At 71.9% G+C, this 16,293-nt stretch carries 14 protein-coding genes and 2 pseudogenes; 11 read left to right on the plus strand and 5 right to left on the minus strand.

Going from position 1 to position 16,293, the window contains the following annotated elements:
- Positions 1–105 precede the first annotated feature (105 nt).
- Complete coding sequence (locus ACXDC7_RS13165) at positions 106–1,272, minus strand: M23 family metallopeptidase (protein WP_084515719.1); 1,167 nt, start codon at positions 1,270–1,272, stop codon at positions 106–108.
- 171 nt (positions 1,273–1,443) lie between these two features.
- Here ACXDC7_RS13165 and cmtR point away from each other — a divergent pair, with 171 nt between their 5' ends.
- The 5 genes from cmtR to ACXDC7_RS13190 all read left to right on the plus strand — a co-directional run bounded on the left by cmtR (position 1,444) and on the right by ACXDC7_RS13190 (position 6,313).
- Positions 1,444–1,812 (plus strand): Cd(II)/Pb(II)-sensing metalloregulatory transcriptional regulator CmtR, encoded by a 369-nt coding sequence (gene cmtR / locus ACXDC7_RS13170; RefSeq protein ID WP_029144367.1) that lies wholly within the window; start codon positions 1,444–1,446, stop codon positions 1,810–1,812.
- The gene (locus tag ACXDC7_RS13175; protein ID WP_094459169.1) at positions 1,809–3,725 is read left to right on the plus strand and encodes a heavy metal translocating P-type ATPase; all 1,917 of its coding nucleotides are present in this window, start codon (positions 1,809–1,811) and stop codon (positions 3,723–3,725) included. Before cmtR ends, ACXDC7_RS13175 begins: the two co-directional genes overlap by 4 nt.
- Positions 3,725–4,306, plus strand: a complete 582-nt coding sequence (locus tag ACXDC7_RS13180; protein ID WP_179445989.1) for a signal peptidase II — start codon at positions 3,725–3,727, stop codon at positions 4,304–4,306. The genes ACXDC7_RS13175 and ACXDC7_RS13180 overlap by 1 nt, the downstream gene beginning before the upstream one ends.
- Positions 4,307–4,345: 39 nt before the next feature.
- Complete coding sequence (locus ACXDC7_RS13185) at positions 4,346–4,978, plus strand: hypothetical protein (protein ID WP_229118921.1); 633 nt, start codon at positions 4,346–4,348, stop codon at positions 4,976–4,978.
- A gap of 171 nt (positions 4,979–5,149) precedes the next feature.
- A complete protein-coding gene (locus tag ACXDC7_RS13190; RefSeq protein ID WP_029144370.1) occupies positions 5,150–6,313 on the plus strand; it encodes a permease in 1,164 nt (387 codons plus the stop codon).
- A 162-nt stretch (positions 6,314–6,475) separates the two neighbouring features.
- On the opposite strand, the gene ACXDC7_RS13195 is transcribed toward ACXDC7_RS13190, so the two are convergent.
- A complete protein-coding gene (locus ACXDC7_RS13195) occupies positions 6,476–6,865 on the minus strand; it encodes a heavy metal-responsive transcriptional regulator (RefSeq protein ID WP_029144371.1) in 390 nt (129 codons plus the stop codon).
- A gap of 110 nt (positions 6,866–6,975) precedes the next feature.
- Here ACXDC7_RS13195 and merA point away from each other — a divergent pair, with 110 nt between their 5' ends.
- The 6 genes and pseudogenes from merA to ACXDC7_RS13225 form a co-directional block, all read left to right on the plus strand.
- Positions 6,976–8,400, plus strand: coding sequence for a mercury(II) reductase (merA, locus tag ACXDC7_RS13200; protein ID WP_029144372.1), 1,425 nt, complete (start codon positions 6,976–6,978; stop codon positions 8,398–8,400).
- Between the two features lie 47 nt (positions 8,401–8,447).
- Positions 8,448–9,119, plus strand: a complete 672-nt coding sequence (gene merB / locus ACXDC7_RS13205) for an organomercurial lyase MerB (protein WP_459222397.1) — start codon at positions 8,448–8,450, stop codon at positions 9,117–9,119.
- 530 nt (positions 9,120–9,649) lie between these two features.
- Complete coding sequence (gene arsB / locus ACXDC7_RS13210; RefSeq protein WP_036283238.1) at positions 9,650–10,744, plus strand: ACR3 family arsenite efflux transporter; 1,095 nt, start codon at positions 9,650–9,652, stop codon at positions 10,742–10,744.
- On the plus strand, positions 10,741–11,742 hold the full coding sequence (locus tag ACXDC7_RS13215; protein WP_029144374.1) for a metalloregulator ArsR/SmtB family transcription factor: 1,002 nt from the start codon (positions 10,741–10,743) through the stop codon (positions 11,740–11,742). The genes arsB and ACXDC7_RS13215 overlap by 4 nt, the downstream gene beginning before the upstream one ends.
- Before the next feature lie 16 nt (positions 11,743–11,758).
- Positions 11,759–12,154, plus strand: a pseudogene (locus ACXDC7_RS13220) (arsenate reductase ArsC); the annotation flags it as partial.
- 54 nt (positions 12,155–12,208) lie between these two features.
- Positions 12,209–12,607, plus strand: a pseudogene (locus ACXDC7_RS13225) (arsenate-mycothiol transferase ArsC); the annotation flags it as partial.
- A 7-nt stretch (positions 12,608–12,614) separates the two neighbouring features.
- Here the strand turns inward: ACXDC7_RS13225 and ACXDC7_RS13230 are convergent.
- Genes ACXDC7_RS13230 through ACXDC7_RS13240 form a run of 3 tightly spaced genes read right to left on the minus strand, consistent with a single transcriptional unit; the run spans position 12,615 to position 16,226 of the window.
- Positions 12,615–13,844 carry an MFS transporter gene (locus ACXDC7_RS13230; protein WP_207947907.1) on the minus strand — a complete coding sequence of 410 codons (1,230 nt, stop codon included), beginning with the start codon at positions 13,842–13,844 and terminating at the stop codon, positions 12,615–12,617.
- Complete coding sequence (locus ACXDC7_RS13235; protein ID WP_029144376.1) at positions 13,837–14,901, minus strand: flavin-containing monooxygenase; 1,065 nt, start codon at positions 14,899–14,901, stop codon at positions 13,837–13,839. The genes ACXDC7_RS13230 and ACXDC7_RS13235 overlap by 8 nt, the downstream gene beginning before the upstream one ends.
- Positions 14,898–16,226: an NAD(P)-binding domain-containing protein gene (locus ACXDC7_RS13240; RefSeq protein WP_029144377.1), complete on the minus strand. Its 1,329-nt coding sequence runs from the start codon at positions 16,224–16,226 to the stop codon at positions 14,898–14,900. The genes ACXDC7_RS13235 and ACXDC7_RS13240 overlap by 4 nt, the downstream gene beginning before the upstream one ends.
- Positions 16,227–16,293: the final 67 nt, after the last annotated feature.

Raw genomic sequence — 16,293 nt, forward strand, 5'->3', positions numbered from 1 at the left:
GGTTGACATCGATACCCCTGGGGTACGACAGCGACTCAGCCGTTACCGCGGCACCACCAGCGAGCTCGACCCGTCTCAAAACGACACCCGGCCGCTTCAGGGCCCCTACGGCTTCAAGCCTTTCGCAGTGAACCAAGGCAGTGGATTCACCGTCCGGTAGACATCGCCGGGAGTGACGCCAGCGGGGTACAGCTCCAGGTGTGTGTGCGGGCCGAACGTCCGGCCGGTCATGCCCACCCGGCCGATGACCTGACCGGCGGCAACCCGCTGCCCGGTGCGGACCGCGGCCGACGCCATGTGCGCCATCAGCATCTGCTTCCCGTCGGGGAACTTGATGCTGACGTAGATGCCCGCCCAACCGCTGGCCGGACCGGTACCGCCGTTGGTGACGACCCCATCGGCTGTCGCTCTGATCGGTGTCCCGATCGGGGCAGCGAAGTCCACGCCAGTGTGATAGCGCGACCAGGATCCGACCTGCCCGAACGTGGCGACGATGTTGTAACTTCCCTTGGCGATCGGCAATGCCCCGCCCCCGCTGCTCGTGCCGCCTGCAGTGTCTGAACTGCCGAGATCGGCAGTACCGCTGTCGGAGCCGTTGTCGCTCGATGCCGAGTCGGTCCGGCCGACCGCCGTGCTACCGGAGGATGCATTGCCCTTGCCCGCGTCAGCTTCTTGGGCCGCTCGCATCTGCTGTTGACGCTGCTCCTTGCTGAGCGTTCCCGATAGTTTGCGGCTCTTCTCGGCGTCGGATTTCAACGCCTCTGATCGTTGCCGGGCAGCCTCCTCCGCCCGCGTGTCCTCCTGGCCGGTGTCGACAACCTTGCTGTTCTTCTGGGCTGCCCGGCGCGCCGCCATGTCGACGGTGCCGTCGAGAGGCTGGCCCGTGCTCTGCTCCTCGCTACTGCCGCTGCCTTGGGTATCGCTGCGCTGACCACTGCGTGTTGCCTCCCGAAGGCCCGCGCGCGACCGGCCAGAGGTGTCGGCCCGGTGCCCGGTGGAGCCCGCGTCATCGGGCGCGCCAGCCGTACTGGAGATTCCGGTGACCGCAGGGTTCGCCTCATGGGCAACGCCGGTCATGGCGACCGCGCCAGCGCCGGCAAGGCCGAGTCCTGCGATGGCGGCCGCGGCAATGCCGTGGCGGATCCAGCTGCGTCTGTCCCGTCCGATGTGATCCAGGGCTCGGCCAGCTCTTGCTGCGGTGCCCGCGCGCAACTCGCCGACGCGGGTTCGCAGCTGACCGAGGCTTCGCCGCTGGCGACCGTCGGGACTCATTCGGCTAGAACTCCTCGTGGGATGGGAATGACCGGACCGCTAGAGAATAACGGTTCGATAACATCGATGAATGCTGGCTTGGCCAGACTTGAGGAAATGCTCACGCCTTCGGTGGCGGTCAACGACCGCTCCAGGCCATGATAGGTCAGCCACTGCTGTATAGTTCAGTGGATGCTGACCATTGCTTCGCGCCTTGACGTCATGAACCGGCTCGGCCGGGCGATGGCGGACCCGACGCGCTCCCGGATCCTGATGTCCTTGCTCGGCGGCCCGAGCCACCCGGCCGTGCTGTCGCGCGAGCTCGACCTGACGCGCTCGAACGTGTCGAACCACCTGACCTGCCTGCGCGACTGCGGGATCGTGGTCGCCGAGCCGCACGGCCGGCAGACCCGCTACGAGATCGCCGACCCGCACCTGGCCGCGGCGCTGACGACGCTGGTGGACGTGACGCTGGCGGTGGACGAGAGCGCGCCGTGCATCGACCCGCACTGCTCGGTGCCGGGCTGCTGCGCCGTGACCGGCTCGGGGGACGCCTCGTGAGCGCCGCCTGCGGCTGCGACGAGCCGACCACCAGCCCATCCGAGGAGGCCGAGGAGACCGAGCGCTCGTGGTGGCGCGACCCGGGACTGGTGGTGCCGATCCTCTCCGGCGTCGCGTTCGGCACCGGCCTGGTGCTGGAGTGGTCGGGGATGCACATCGCGGCACTGGCCGCGTTCTGGGCGGGTCTGCTGCTGGGCGCGTACACGTTCGTGCCCGGCGCTCTGCGGAACCTGTTCGTCAGGCGGAAGCTGGGGATCGCGCTGCTGATGACGATCAGCGCCGTCGGCGCGGTGATCCTCGGCTACGTGGAGGAGGCCGCCGCGCTGGCGTTCCTCTACTCGATCGCCGAGGCCCTGGAGGACAAGGCGATGGACCGCGCCCGCGGCGGCCTGCGCGCGCTGCTGAACCTCGTGCCGGAGACCGCGACCGTGCTGCGCGACAGCGCCTCGGTCGAGATCCCGGCGAAGGAGATCGCCGTCGGCGACGTGCTGCTGGTCCGCCCCGGCGAGCGGGTCGCGACCGACGGGCTGGTCCGCGCGGGCCGCTCCAGCCTGGACACCTCGGCGATCACTGGCGAGTCGATCCCGGTCGAGGTCGCCCCCGATGACGCGGTCTCCGCCGGCGCGATCAACACCGCCGGTGTGCTGGAGGTCGAGGCGACCGCGGCGGGCACCGACAACTCGCTGACCACCATCGTGGAGCTGGTCGAGCAGGCCCAGGCCGAGAAGGGCGAGCGTGCGCGGATCGCCGACCGGATCGCCCGCCCGCTGGTGCCCGGGGTGATGGTCCTCGCCGTCCTGGTTGGCGTGCTCGGATCGCTGCTCGGCGACCCCGAGACCTGGATCACCCGCGCCCTGGTCGTCCTCGTCGCCGCCAGCCCGTGCGCGCTGGCGATCGCGGTGCCCGTCACCGTGGTCTCCGCGATCGGGGCGGCGACGAAGTTCGGCGTCGTCATCAAGAGCGGGGCAGCCTTCGAGCGCCTCGGTGGCATCCGCCACCTCGCCGTGGACAAGACCGGCACCCTGACCCGCAACCGGCCCGAGGTCACCGCCGTCGTCGCCGCCGACGGCTTCGACGACGCCCAGGTGCTGGCCTGGGCCGCGGCCGTGGAGCAGCACTCGACGCACCCTCTCGCCGCCGCCATCGCCACCGCGGGCCAGGGAGCCCCCGCCGCGCAGGACGTCGCCGAGGAGGCCGGGCACGGCATCGGCGGCCTGGTGGACGGCCGCCGGGTGACGGTGGGCAGCCCCCGCTGGATCGACGCGGGGCCGCTCAAGGCCCGGGTCGAGGAGCTGGAGGCCGAGGGCCAGACCTGCGTGCTCGTGGCCGTCGACGGCCGGCTGGCCGGGGCGATCGGCGTCCGCGACGAGCTGCGCCCCGAGGTCCCCGACGTCGTGCACACGCTGCGGGCCCAGGGCGTCGAGGTGAGCATGCTCACCGGCGACAACGCCCGCACCGCGCACGCGCTAGCGCAGCTCGCCGGGATCGGCGACGTGCACGCCGAGCTCCGGCCCGAGGACAAGGCCCGCATCGTCGCCCAGCTCTCCGAGGCCTCGCCCACGGCGATGATCGGCGACGGCATCAACGACGCCCCCGCCCTGGCCGGGGCGACCGTCGGCATCGCGATGGGCGCGACCGGCTCCGACGCCGCGATCGAGTCTGCCGACGTCGCCTTCACCGGCCACGACCTCGGCCTCATCCCGCAGGCGCTGCGCCACGCCCGCCGCGGCCGGGCGATCATGAACCAGAACATCGTGCTGTCCCTGGCGATCATCACCGTGCTGCTGCCGCTGGCCATCACCGGCGTGCTGGGCCTGGCCGCGGTCGTCCTCGTCCACGAGGTCGCCGAGGTCGTCGTCATCGCTAACGGGCTGCGCGCCGCGCGTGCCCGCAAGCCTCAGGCAGCGGGCTGATGCGGGCGAAGGACGCGGTCCGCGGGTCCACTGCCCGGATCGCTCATGGTCCGAGGCGGACGCTCCTGGTAGCGGGGACCTTCCTGCTCGGCGGTTTGGTCGTCCTGGTCGACCAAGGGACCAAGGCATGGGCTGAGGCCACCCTCTCGACGCAGGAGCGCATCCCGCTCGTCGGCGAGCTGCTGGGACTCCAGCTGGCGTACAACCCCGGTGCGGCGTTCTCCTTCGGCGAGGGCTCGACCTGGGTGTTCGCGCTGGTCGCTGTCGCGGCCGCGGTCGCCGCGGTCGTCTTCGCGTTCCGTGTCCGGCGTCTTCGGTGGGTGGTCGTGATCGGTGCCGTCGGCGGTGCGGCGGCCTCGCACGCCGGGGACCGGCTCTTCCGCGCCCCCGGCTTCGCCCGCGGCCACGTCGTGGACTTCCTGGCCTACGGCGACTGGTTCATCGGGAACGTCGCCGACATCGTCATCGTCGTGGGCGCGGTCACCGGGGCGTTCCTGATGCTCCACGACGGCTCATCGCCAGAAGACTCCCCGAGTTCTTCGGCACGGCTCAGTTCCGAAGAGGCTGGCGAGCGGAGCTGACGACGGCTGCCGAGCCGCAGACAGGATTGAGAGGAGAAGATGTTGGAGATCACGCTGCAGTACTTCGACGGGTGCCCGAATTGGGAGGTGATCGACCGGCGGCTCGCCGAGGCCCTCGACGGCCGATCGGACGTCCGCGTCGCGCATCAGCGAGTCGAGACCGCCGACGACGCCGCCCGCCTCGAGTTCCACGGGTCCCCGACCGTCCTCGTCGACGGCGTCGACCCCTTCGCCGACGAGCACACACCGGTCGGGCTCGCCTGCCGGGTGTTCCGCACTCCTGCCGGGCTGGCCGGGTCGCCGACCGTCGATCAGCTGCGCGCAGCCATCGGTCGCGCGCCGACGTCGGCGGTGACGGGGCTCGAGTCGCCGGTCGGACCGCTGGGCGGGCTGCCGATCGCCTGCGCGCTCGCGCCGACCGCGGGCAAGCAGCAGCTCGAGAGGTGGCGAGCCTTCGACGACGACTACCTCCTCGAGGTCGAGCGCGGAGAGGCCAGACTGGTCGTGCACTACGCCCGGACCGACGACTCAGCGCGGCGGCTGCGCGACCTGGTCGCGACCGAGAGCGCCTGCTGCTCGTTCGTCGACTGGCAGATCGACGACGACCACGCCGACCTGCGCCTTGTCGTCACCGGCACCCCTGAGCAGCTCGCTGGTCTCAGTATCGGCTAGGTAGGTGTTCGGGGCCAGCCGCTGGCCGCGGCGACGCCGATGCGCCACCAGCATCGTCGTCCCGGTTTCTCAGGCAGCTCGGCGCAATCCGCGCGTGGACGGGCCGCGTCCGGGTACGGGACCGGATGGCCGAACAGTCGCTGACCGTGTTGCCGGGAGGAAGGAATCCGGATGGACGTCCTGAGCGCAGTCGTCGACGCGCTGGCGATGGCCGGCTCGATGGGCTGGCAGATCCTCTGGCCCCTCGTGCTCGGTTTCATGCTGTCCGGCGTCATCCAGGCGGTGGTGCGCAAGGAGCGCGTCACGCAGCTGATGGCCGACGACTCGCCGAGATCGATCGCGGTCTCCGCGCTGTTCGGCGCGGCGTCCTCGTCCTGCTCCTACGCCGCGGTCGCGCTGGCCCGGGCGCTGTTTCGCAAGGGCGCGGACTTCGCGGCGGCGATGGCCTTCGAGATCGCCTCGACCAACCTGGTGCTCGAGCTCGGGCTGGTCCTGTGGTTCGTGATGGGCTGGCAGTTCACCGCCGCGGAGTTCGTCGGCGGCCCGATCATGATCGTGCTGGTCGCGCTCGGATTCAGGCTCTGGATGCGCGGCCGGATCGTCGAGGCGGCGCGGCGGCAGGCCGAGCAGGGGCTCGCCGGGTCGATGGAGGGCCACGCCGCCATGGACATGTCCGTCCAGGGCGACGCCGGATTCTGGGCCCGGCTGCTCTCCCGGGACGGCGTGACCGCGGTCTCGCGCTACTTCGTGATGGACTGGGCGGCCGTGCTCCGCGACATCGTGCTGGGCCTGCTGATCGCCGGCGCGTTCGCCGCATGGGTGCCCAAGGCCTGGCTGCAGGCAGTGTTCTTCACCGAAGACCCGGTCGCCTCGTTCGTGCTGGGCCCGCTGATCGGGCCACTGCTGGCCGTGGTCAGCTTCGTCTGCTCGGTCGGGAACGTGCCGCTGGCGGCGGTGCTGTGGAACGGCGGGATCAGCTTCGGCGGCGTGGTCAGCTTCCTGTTCGCCGACCTGATCATCATCCCGATCATCCTCATCTACAAGAAGTACTACGGCTGGAAGGCCACGTCCCGGATCTGCCTGGTCTTCTACGCCGCGATGGTCGTCGCCGGATACCTCGTCGAATTGATCTTCGGCCCGCTCGGCATGGTCCCGCACGACCGGAACCTGGCAGTCGCCGAGACCGGCATCAGCTGGAACTACACCACCTGGCTGAACATCGCCTTCCTGGCACTCGCCGCCGCCCTGCTGACCGTGTTCCTCCGCACCGGCAGTACCGGCATGCTCCGCATGATGGGCGGCTCCCCGGAGCCGGCAGAGCGCGGACACCACTGACCGGCTCTCCGCCGCGGACGGCTCAGCCCGCGACGCACGAGGACGATGAAGCCTCGGCTGGCGGCGAGTCGGATGGTTCACCGAGATCGTCCATCTCCAGTGCCTGCCGGCCCGATCGGCACGGTGGTCCGGCCGGCGACGACGGCGAGATCGGCGCAGCACTCACAGATACCGGCAGACCTGGTCCGGGCTGCACGAGTCGAGGTCGGGCTTCGCGGCGTCGTTCCTGAGCCCGGCGATGGTGTCTCGGAGCGCCGCGAGCTGGGCGATCTGCTGCTCGATCTCGGCCAGGCGTGCATCGAGGAGGTCGCGCACGTGCTCGCAGGGCGCGTGGCCGCCGTCCCGGATGTCGAGGATCTGGCGGATCTGGGCGAGGGTGAGGCCCGCGGCCTGGCCGCGGTGGACGAAGTCGATCCGGGCGACCGTCTCGGGCGCGTAGTCGCGGTATCCGGACGGCGTCCGCTCGGCCGGGGGAAGCAGTCCCTGCTCCTCGTAGAAGCGCAGCGTCTTCGCCGTCGTGCCCGCCCGCTCTGCGAGTTCCCCGATGCGCATCTCGCATCCCCTCTTCGATCGGCGGAAAGTCCTCTTGACCTTCCCCTGCACTGGAAGGTCCAGCATGGCTGAGCAGGGACCAGAAGTCCAAGCATCGACAGGGAGCCGGGATGACCACCATGTACGACCTCGCCATCATCGGATCGGGCGGCGGGGCGTTCGCCGCCGCGATCCGCGCGACCACGCTCGGCAAGTCGGTGGTGATGATCGAGCGCGGGACCTTCGGCGGCACCTGCGTGAACACCGGCTGCGTGCCGTCGAAGGCCCTCATCGCCGCGGCCGACGCACGGCACTCCGCGGCCGACGCCGCCGACCGGTTCCCGGGGATCGAAACGACGGCGGGGCCGGTGGACATGCCCGCCCTGATCGCCGGGAAGCAGGCGCTGGTCGAGTCGCTGCGGGGCGAGAAGTACGCCGACGTCGCCGACTCCTACGGGTGGGCCGTCCGCCGCGGCGACGCCGCGTTCGCCGGCACCCCCGACGCACCGGTCCTCCAGGTCGCCGGGGACGACGGGAGCACCGAGACGATCGAGGCCGGGCACTACCTGGTCGCGACCGGCGCTCGGCCGTGGGCCCCGCCGATCGACGGTCTGGACGAGACCGGGTACCTGACCTCGACCACGGCGATGGAGCTGACGGAGGTCCCTGAGTCGCTGCTGGTGATCGGCGGCGGCTACGTCGCCCTGGAGCAGGCGCAGCTGTTTGCCCGGCTCGGCTCCGAGGTCACCGTGCTGGTGCGGTCCCGGCTGGCGTCGAAGGAGGAGCCGGAGGTGTCCAGGACGCTGCAGGAGGTGTTCGCCGACGAGGGCATCCGGGTGGTCCGCCGTGCGCTGCCGACGCGGGTGTCGCGGGACGCCGCGACCGGGCAGGCCTTCGTCACCGCCGACGTCGCCGGCGGCCGGGAGGAGTTCCGCGCCGACCAAGTGCTCCTCGCCCTCGGGCGACGACCAGCCACCGACGGGCTCGGCCTCGACGCGGTCGGGGTCGAGACCGGGGACCTCGGCGAGGTGGTCGTCTCCGACCGGATGCAGTCCTCCCACCCGCGGATCTGGGCCGCGGGCGACGTGACCGGCCACCCCGAGTTCGTCTACGTCGCCGCCCAGCACGGCACCCTCGTCGCCGAGAACGCGTTCGCCGACGCCGACCGGGCCGTGGACTACGCCCGGCTGCCGAGGGTCACGTTCACCGGCCCTGCGATCGGCGCGGTCGGGATGACCGAGAAGGACGTCGTCGCCGCAGGGATCCGCTGCGACTGCCGCGTCCTGCCCCTGCATCATGTTCCCCGCGCACTGGTCAACCGCGACAGCCGCGGCTTCGTCAAGATCGTTGTGGACGCCGACACCGGGAAGATCCTCGGCATCACCGCCGTCGCCAAGGACGCCGGCGAGCTCGCCGCCGCAGGGGTCCACGTGCTCGGCAAGACCGTCGCCGAGGTCGCCGACGCCTGGGCCCCCTACCTGACCATGGCCGAGGGCATCCGGATCGCCGCCAGGGCCTTCACCACCGATCCGTCGCTCCTGTCGTGCTGCGCGTGAGCGCGCACGGGGCCCAGCCCACCGATCACAGATCCGAGGAGATCGCGATGACCGACCGCACCACCGACCTGGCAGGAGGCCTGGCCGACCGGCTCGTCCGCACCGAGGAGTCCGGGCTCGACGCCGGCCTGCTCGTGCCGCTGCTGAGGCTGCTCGTCGAAGGGCATCCACTCGCGGTGGAGGACCTCGCCGACGCGGCCGGCCGCAGCGAGGACGACGTGCGCGCAGGCCTGGCGCTCGTCCCCGACACCGAGTACGACGAACAGGACCGGATCGTCGGCCAGGGCCTCACCCTGCGCCCCACCGTCCACCGGTTCGCCGTCGACGGGAACGACCTGTACACCTGGTGCGCCCTGGACACCCTGGCCTTCCCAGCCCTGCTCGCACGCCCGGCGCGCATCGAGTCGACCTCGCCGACCAGCGGCCAGACCGTCCGGGTGACTGTCGACCCCGCCGCAGGCGTCACCCGCGTCGAGCCCGCCACCGCCGTGGTGTCCCTCATCGACCCCGAGCGCTTCGCCTCGATCCGCTCCTCCTTCTGCAACCAGGTGCACTACTTCGCCTCGCCCGAGGACGCCGAGGAATGGCTCGCCGAGCACCCCGACGGCCAGGTCGTCACCGTCGCAGAAGCCCACTGGCTCGGCTCCGCACTCGCCTCCGCTTTCCTGGACGGCCCCGAAAGGGCCACCGGCGGACGCAGCGTCCACCCATGCTGTTGATCACGACCCAGCCACGAGAATGCAAGACAAATGCGCCGACCGGATGATCGACCGGGCGGCGGGCTGCTGATGGCGGACGGCGCGGTTCTCTTCGTGGTGCTCTGCTGCGGACTGCCGCTCGTCCTCGCCGGAGGGGCGCTCGCCGGGATCGGCGGCCACCTGCGCAGCCCCTGGACCGTCGCCGCGGGGATCGCAGTCGTCCTGGCCGTCGCCGCGGCCGCAATAGCCGGGGCGCACCGCCGAACCCAGGACGCCGACTGCCGTCCGTCCCGGACCACGCGGGCCGCACAGGACCCAGCGGCACACCGACGCCGAGCAGCCGGCGCGGATCGATGACCGCCCGCGTCTCGCCGAGACGCCGCTCGGGAACGGCGCTGGCGGACACGACGAGCCGGCGCGGACACGGCAGCCGGGCACACGCCCACGAGGATGCCGTCACCAGATGCCCTGCCGCTCCACGCGCAAGGCAGATTGCCGACCAGAACGCGCAGCGATTTGCCATTTGATTCGACGCGCTTCAATATAGAGGCATGTCTAATCAAGCAGTGACCGCTGCGTCCCCGGCGACCCGACGGCTCTCGACCTTGGATCGGTGGCTGCCCGCCTGGATTGGCCTGGCGATGGTCGCCGGCCTGCTGCTGGGCCGTCTTGTCCCGGGGCTGTCCGGGCTGCTGTCCCGGATGGAGGTCGGCGGGATCTCGGTGCCGATCGCGCTGGGGCTGCTGGTGATGATGTACCCGGTGCTCGCGAAGGTCCGCTACGACCGGGTCGCCGCCGTCACCGGCGACAGGAAGCTGCTGGTCTCCTCGCTGGTGCTGAACTGGCTCGTCGGCCCGGCGGTCATGTTCGCCCTCGCCTGGGTCTTGCTGCCGGATCTGCCCGAGTACAGGACCGGGCTGATCATCGTCGGCCTGGCCCGGTGCATCGCGATGGTCGTGATCTGGAACGACTTGGCCTGCGGGGATCGCGAGGCCACCGCGGTGCTGGTGGCGATCAACTCGGTTTTCCAGGTCGTGATGTTCTCCGTCCTGGGCTGGTTCTACCTCACTGTCCTGCCCGGCTGGCTGGGCCTGGACACGCAGGGGCTGGACGTGTCGGTGGGGCAGATCGCGCTCAACGTGCTGGTGTTCCTCGGCGTCCCGCTCGTCGCCGGGTTCGCGTCGCGGTGGATCGGCGAGAAGCGCCGCGGACGGGACTGGTACGAGGAGAAGTTCCTGCCGGTGATCGGGCCGTGGGCGCTCTACGGCCTGCTGTTCACGATCGTGCTGCTGTTCGCCCTGCAAGGGAAGGCGATCACCTCCAACCCGCTGGACGTCGCCCGGATCGCGCTGCCGTTGCTGGCCTACTTCGCGATCATGTGGCTGGCCGGGATGCTGCTCGGCCGCGGCCTCGGCCTGGGCTACGCCCGGTCGACCACGCTCGCGTTCACCGCGGCGGGCAACAACTTCGAGCTCGCCATCGCCGTCGCCATCGGCACGTTCGGTGCCACGTCCGGGCAGGCGCTGGCCGGCGTCGTTGGGCCCCTGATCGAGGTGCCGGTGCTCGTCGGCCTCGTCTACGTGTCCCTCTGGGGCGCAAAGGCCTGGTTCCGCACCGACCCCTACGCCGAATCGAGTGCATCATGACCACCGCCGAAGCCGTCACCGGTTCCGAGGCTTGCGCGCCGTCCACGACGCACGCGATCGGCCAGGAAGCCGCGACGACCGTGGCCGGCGCGCTGAAGGCGCTGGCGGAGCCGCTGCGGCTGCGGATGCTGTCCGCTATCGCGACCGATCCCCGCGGCGAGTCCTGTGTGTGCGATCTCGCCGAGCTCGCCGACGTGTCCCAGCCGACGGTCTCCCATCACCTGAAGGTGCTCAAGGAGACCGGGCTGCTGCTGTCGGAGCGCCGTGGCACCTGGGTCTGGTACCGGATCGCCCCGGCGAGGCGGCGCGCCGTCTCCGCGCTGCTCGACGCGTTCGCCCCCGCCGCGGTCGCCGACGCCCCCGAGAATGCGGAGGCCCGCGCTCAGACGCTGCCGGACATGGACGGCCGGGTCACCCGCCTGGGCGAGGAGCTGGCCGACGAGACGGCCGGCCTGGACCGCGACCTCGTGATCGCGATCGTGCGCGAGTCCTACGCGGGCCTCGCCCGCTCGGCCAAGCTCACCCAGCACATGATCCCGCTCACCGAGCGCTTCGCCCGCCAGCGCCTGGCCGACCTGACGCGAGACCGGGAGGCAGGCCGGCCGCAGGTGCTGTTCGTGTGCGTCGCCAACGCCGGCCGCTCCCAACTGGCCGCGGCGATCGTCAACCGGCTCGCCGGAGGCAGGGTGATCGCGCGCTCGGCGGGGTCGACGCCGGCGGCGGACGTGCACCCGCACGTCCGGTCGCTGCTCGCCGAGATCGAGGGCGGGCAGGAAGCCGACCGAGCCTTCCCGAAGCCCCTCACCGACGACGCCGTCCGCGCCGCCGACGTGGTCGTCACCATGGGCTGCGGCGACGTCTGCCCGATCATCCCCGGCGTCCGCTACGAGGACTGGGCCGTCGGCGACCCCGCCCTGGCCTCGCCCGAAGGAGTCGAAGCGATCCGCGACGACATCGAGCGCCGCGTCCGCACGCTCATCGCCGCCCTCACCGACTGAAAGAACAGGACCGAACATGACCGATCCGAAGCCCTCCGTCCTCTTCGTCTGCGTCCACAACGCCGGCCGCTCCCAGATGGCCGCCGGCTGGCTCCGCCGCCTCGCCGGCGACCGCATCGAGGTCCGATCGGCGGGCTCGATGCCCGCCGATCAGATCAACCCGGTCGCCGTCGAAGCGATGGCCGAGGTGGGCATCGACATCGCCGCGGAGCAGCCCAAGATCCTCACCACCGAAGCGGTGCAGGACTCCGACGTCGTGATCACCATGGGCTGCGGCGACACCTGCCCCTTCTACCCCGGCAAGCGCTACGAGGACTGGACCCTCGACGACCCCGCCGGCCAGGGCATCGACGCCGTCCGCCCGATCCGAGACGAGATCCGCGCCCGCATCGAGAAGCTGGTCGACGAACTGCTCGCGCCCGCCGAGCAGGAGGAACGCGGGCAGGTGCCGGCGGTGCTGTTCGTCTGCAAGAAGAACGGCGGGAAGTCGCAGATGGCCGCCGCCCTCATGCGCCAGATCGCCGGCGACGCCGTCGAGGTCTACTCCGCGGGCACGGCCCCAGGGGCGTCGCTCAATGCGCTGTCCGCTGCTTCGGTCGCGGAGGTCGGGGCGAGCATGGCCGGCGAGCACCCCAAGCCGATCGACCCGGCCCTGCTGCGCACCGTGGACCGCGTCGTCGTCATCGGCGACGAGGCCGTCGTCGAGCCCGCGCCGGGGATGGCCGGGACCATCGAGACCTGGAGCATCCACGAGCCGTCAGACCGCGGGATCGAGGGCGAGGAGCGGATGCGTCTGATCCGCGACGAACTCGCCGAGAAGGCCCGCGGCCTCCTCTCAGATCTGGTCGTCTCGTCGAAGGCCTGAACCCGGGTCACGCCGTCTGCTCGGCCGTGGCCTCCGCCCGGCGGGGAGCCTGGGTGCGTGAGCTGGCGATCATGAGCACCGTCCCGACCGCTGCCAGGGCGGCGAGGACGAGGAACGCGTGCGCGTAGCCGCCGGTCGCCTCGGCCAGCACCGCGCCGGCGAACGGGGCGAGGGCTGTGGCCAGCAGCACCGGCAGGCCCAGGACGCCGGAGAGGTGGCCGTAGGCGCGCGGGCCCCAGCGGTCGGTGATCGCGGTCGCCTGCAGCAGCGTCGCGATCCCGCGCCCGATCCCGGCGGCCATCGCCGCCGCGACCAGCAGGCCGACCGGGCCCGGTACGACGGCGAGGGCGAGCGTGCTCGCCGACACCAGGACGAACACCGTCGCGGTGCGCGCGGTCAGCGGGACGCGGCGCGCCAGACCGGTGTAGACGAGGCGGCCGGCGACCTGGCCAATGCCGCCGAGGCCGAACACCCATGCCGCGGACTGCGCGGTCAGGCCGCGCTCGAGCATGAGCGGGACCAGGGCGAGCAGTCCGGAGTACATCGCCAGCGACACCAGGGTGAGTCCCGCTGCGAGCAGCCGGAACCGTGCGCTGCGCAGGACCTCCGTTGCGTGGGCGCGGTCGACGGCGGGTTCCTCGGGGTGCTGCTTCGCGGGCCAGGGCCGACGCAGGAGGAACCAGTGAGCCGGGACCGTGAGCACGGCGAGGACGACCGACGCCCACAGGTAGGTCGCCCGCCAGCCCACGTGCGCGCCGACGGTCGCGGTCAGCGGAGCGAACACCGTGCTGGCCAGGCCAGCGACCAGGGTGAGCGTCGCCAGCGCACCCAGGCGTCGACCCGAGAACCAGCCGGTGATCGCGGCGAAAGCCGGCGGGTAGAGCACCCCGGCCATCGCGGCCCCGGCCAGCACCCAGCCACCGATGAAGACCGGCAGTTCCGGCGAGACGGCGATCACCACGAGGGCGAGGACGCCGAGGATCGAGCCGGCGGACATGATGCGGCGCGGCCCGTGCTGGTCGATGACCCGGCCGACCGGCACCCCGGCCAGCGCCGAGACGACCAGCGCGGCCGAGAATGCCGAGGCGACGACGACCGGCGACCAGCCAGTGTCGGCGCTGATCCGCGGGGCGAGGACGGGGAAGGCGTAGTAGAGCAGGCCCCAGGAGGCGATCTCGGTCACGCACAGCGCCGCCAGCACCGTCCCCAGCGCTGGGCGCGTCGCCAGCTCAGGCAACGGCGGCACCCCGCGGCTGCCCGGCCAGAGCCGTGACCACGTAGTCGGCGTCGCGGTGGACCCCGCGCAGCGTGTTCGAGGAGAACGAGCGCTGGAACTCCAGACCGAGGAAACCCACACCCGGCAGGCCGGTCGCGACCCCACGGTCATGTCTCGGCATGCCGGCTTCGTCGAGGACGCCGAGGGAACGCAGGTACGGCAGATGCGGCCGGTAACCGGTCGCGAACACCACCGCGTCGACCTGCTCCCGCGAGCCGTCCGGCCACACGACACCGTCGGAGGCGAACTCGGCGAACATGGGCCGCTGGTCGGGGCGTCCCGCCTCCAGCGCCTTCCGGTACTTGTCGGTGCCGATCACTGGGGTGCCGGTGACGATCCGGGCGAGGACCGACGGCGGCAGCAGGTCGGCGCGGGTCACCTTCAACCACCAGTGCAGATCCTTTCCGGCGATGACCTGCGGCGCGAACCGGACCCGGTCCCGCACCGCCAGCGACGTCCTGGCGTGGTCGGCGAGCTCGTGGGCGACCTGGACGGCGGAGTTGCCCGCGCCGACGACCACGACCCGCTGGTCCGAGAACTCCTCCGGGGACCGGTAGTCGGCCACGTGCAGGACCCGGCCGCCGAAGGCTCTCTGACCGGGGATCGTCGGCACGTGCGGGTTGCCGAACGAGCCCGAGGCGGCGATCAGCGCGGACCCCTCGAACCTGCTCCCGTCGGCCAGCTCGACCATGAACGAGAGGCCGTCCGCGGCCACGCCGACGACCCGAGCCCCGGTTCGGATCTCGACATCAAGACTGCGGGCATAGCCGCGGAGGTAGTCGACGACCTCGTCGCGGCCCGGGTAGCCGTCCGGGTCGCCGGGAAATGGGTGGCCGGGGAAGGCGCTGTAGCCGCGCGGGGAGAACAGGCGCAGACTGTCGTAGTAGCGCGGCCAGGACCCGACCGGCTCCGGCCCGGCCTCCATGAGGACCGGCTCCCAGCCGTTCACGAGCCCGGCACGGGCGGCGGCCAGCCCGGACTGGCCGCCGCCGACGACGATCAGGCGGCCGCGGCTCATCCCGCCGTCCTCGTGCCGAGCTGGATCAGCTGCGGCGCGGGCGCGCAGCAGCCGCCGGACGACGCCTCTTCGGGCGCGTCGAACAGGCCCGACCCGCCGCACACCCCGGTGTCGGGCAGCTCCAGCTCCACCCGCGACGCGGCGTCGTGGTCACCGGCGAGCTCGGCGGCCACGCTGCGGACCTGCTCGTACCCGGTCATCGCCAGGAACGTCGGAGCGCGGCCGTAGGACTTCGCTCCGACGATGTAGAAGCCGGGCTCCGGGTGGGCGAGGTCGGCCGCGCCCGTGGCGCGCACCGAGCCGCAGGAGTGGACGTTCGGGTCGACCTCGGCGGCGAGCTTCGCCGGGGCCTGCAGCCGCACGTCCAGGTCCAGGCGCACCTCGGACAGGAACGACAGGTCCGGGCGGAACCCGGTCGCGACGACCACCCGGTCCGCGGGAGCGAGCCGGCGGCCGTCCTCGGCGACCAGGACCGCCCGGCCGTCCTCGATCCGCACTTCCTCGGTGCGGAACCCGGTGACCAGGTCGACGAGGCCGTCCTCGACGGCCTTCCTCGCCCGCTGGCCCAGGGCACCGCGCTCGGGCAGCTCGTCGGCGGGCCCGCCGCCGAACGCGTTGCCGACGGAGCCGCGGCGCAGCGCCCACGTCACCCGGGTGCCCGGCTCGCGGCGCACCACCGCCGCGAGGTCACCGATGGCGGTCGCTGCCGAGTGCCCGCTGCCGACGACCACGACGTGCTTCCCGGCGAGGGCTGCAGCCTCATCCCGGCTCGGCGTGCGATGGCCGAGCAGACCGGCCTCGACCGCGTCGACCTCGCCCAGGGCAGGCAGCCCGTCCGCGCCCGCCGGGCTCGGGGCCCGCCAGGTGCCCGAGGCATCGATCACCGCACGCGCCTCGAACCGCTCCTGGCTCCCGTCGGCGCGGCGGACGTGGACGACGAACGGCTGCTCGGCCCGACCGGCGTCGACCGAGAGGTCGCGGCCCTTCCGGCCCACCCCGACCACGCGCGAGCCGTACCGGACGCGGTCGCCCAGCGCCTCGGCGAGCGGGGCGAGGTAGCCCTCGACCCACTGCGCGCCCGTCGGGTAGTCCTTGTCAGGCGTGCTCCAGCCGGAGGGCTCGAGCAGGCGGCGGGCCGCGGGATCGGTGAGCTCCGACCACGGCGAGAACAGGCGCACATGGCCCCACTCCGTGACAGCCGACGCCGGGGTGTCGCCCGATTCCAGGACCAGCGGCTCCAGCCCGCGCTCGAGCAGGTGGGCGGCGGCGGCCAGACCCTGCGGGCCGGCTCCGATGACGATGACGGGATTCACTGCAACCTCCACGTATTGACGTTCTTCGATGTGTCGAGCCTGCCTCACGTATCGACAGATGTCAATACGTGAGGCAGAA

It is taken from the genome of Naumannella huperziae, assembly GCF_054073625.1.

Coding starts and splice junctions, on each gene's coding strand:
- ACXDC7_RS13165 (WP_084515719.1), bottom strand. CDS start 1,272: ATGAGTCCCGACGGTCGCCAGCGGCGAAGCCTCGGTCAGCTGCGAACC.
- cmtR (WP_029144367.1), top strand. CDS start 1,444: ATGCTGACCATTGCTTCGCGCCTTGACGTCATGAACCGGCTCGGCCGG.
- ACXDC7_RS13180 (WP_179445989.1), top strand. CDS start 3,725: ATGCGGGCGAAGGACGCGGTCCGCGGGTCCACTGCCCGGATCGCTCAT.
- ACXDC7_RS13185 (WP_229118921.1), top strand. CDS start 4,346: ATGTTGGAGATCACGCTGCAGTACTTCGACGGGTGCCCGAATTGGGAG.
- ACXDC7_RS13190 (WP_029144370.1), top strand. CDS start 5,150: ATGGACGTCCTGAGCGCAGTCGTCGACGCGCTGGCGATGGCCGGCTCG.
- ACXDC7_RS13195 (WP_029144371.1), bottom strand. CDS start 6,865: ATGCGCATCGGGGAACTCGCAGAGCGGGCGGGCACGACGGCGAAGACG.
- merA (WP_029144372.1), top strand. CDS start 6,976: ATGACCACCATGTACGACCTCGCCATCATCGGATCGGGCGGCGGGGCG.
- merB (WP_459222397.1), top strand. CDS start 8,448: ATGACCGACCGCACCACCGACCTGGCAGGAGGCCTGGCCGACCGGCTC.
- arsB (WP_036283238.1), top strand. CDS start 9,650: ATGTCTAATCAAGCAGTGACCGCTGCGTCCCCGGCGACCCGACGGCTC.
- ACXDC7_RS13215 (WP_029144374.1), top strand. CDS start 10,741: ATGACCACCGCCGAAGCCGTCACCGGTTCCGAGGCTTGCGCGCCGTCC.
- ACXDC7_RS13235 (WP_029144376.1), bottom strand. CDS start 14,901: ATGAGCCGCGGCCGCCTGATCGTCGTCGGCGGCGGCCAGTCCGGGCTG.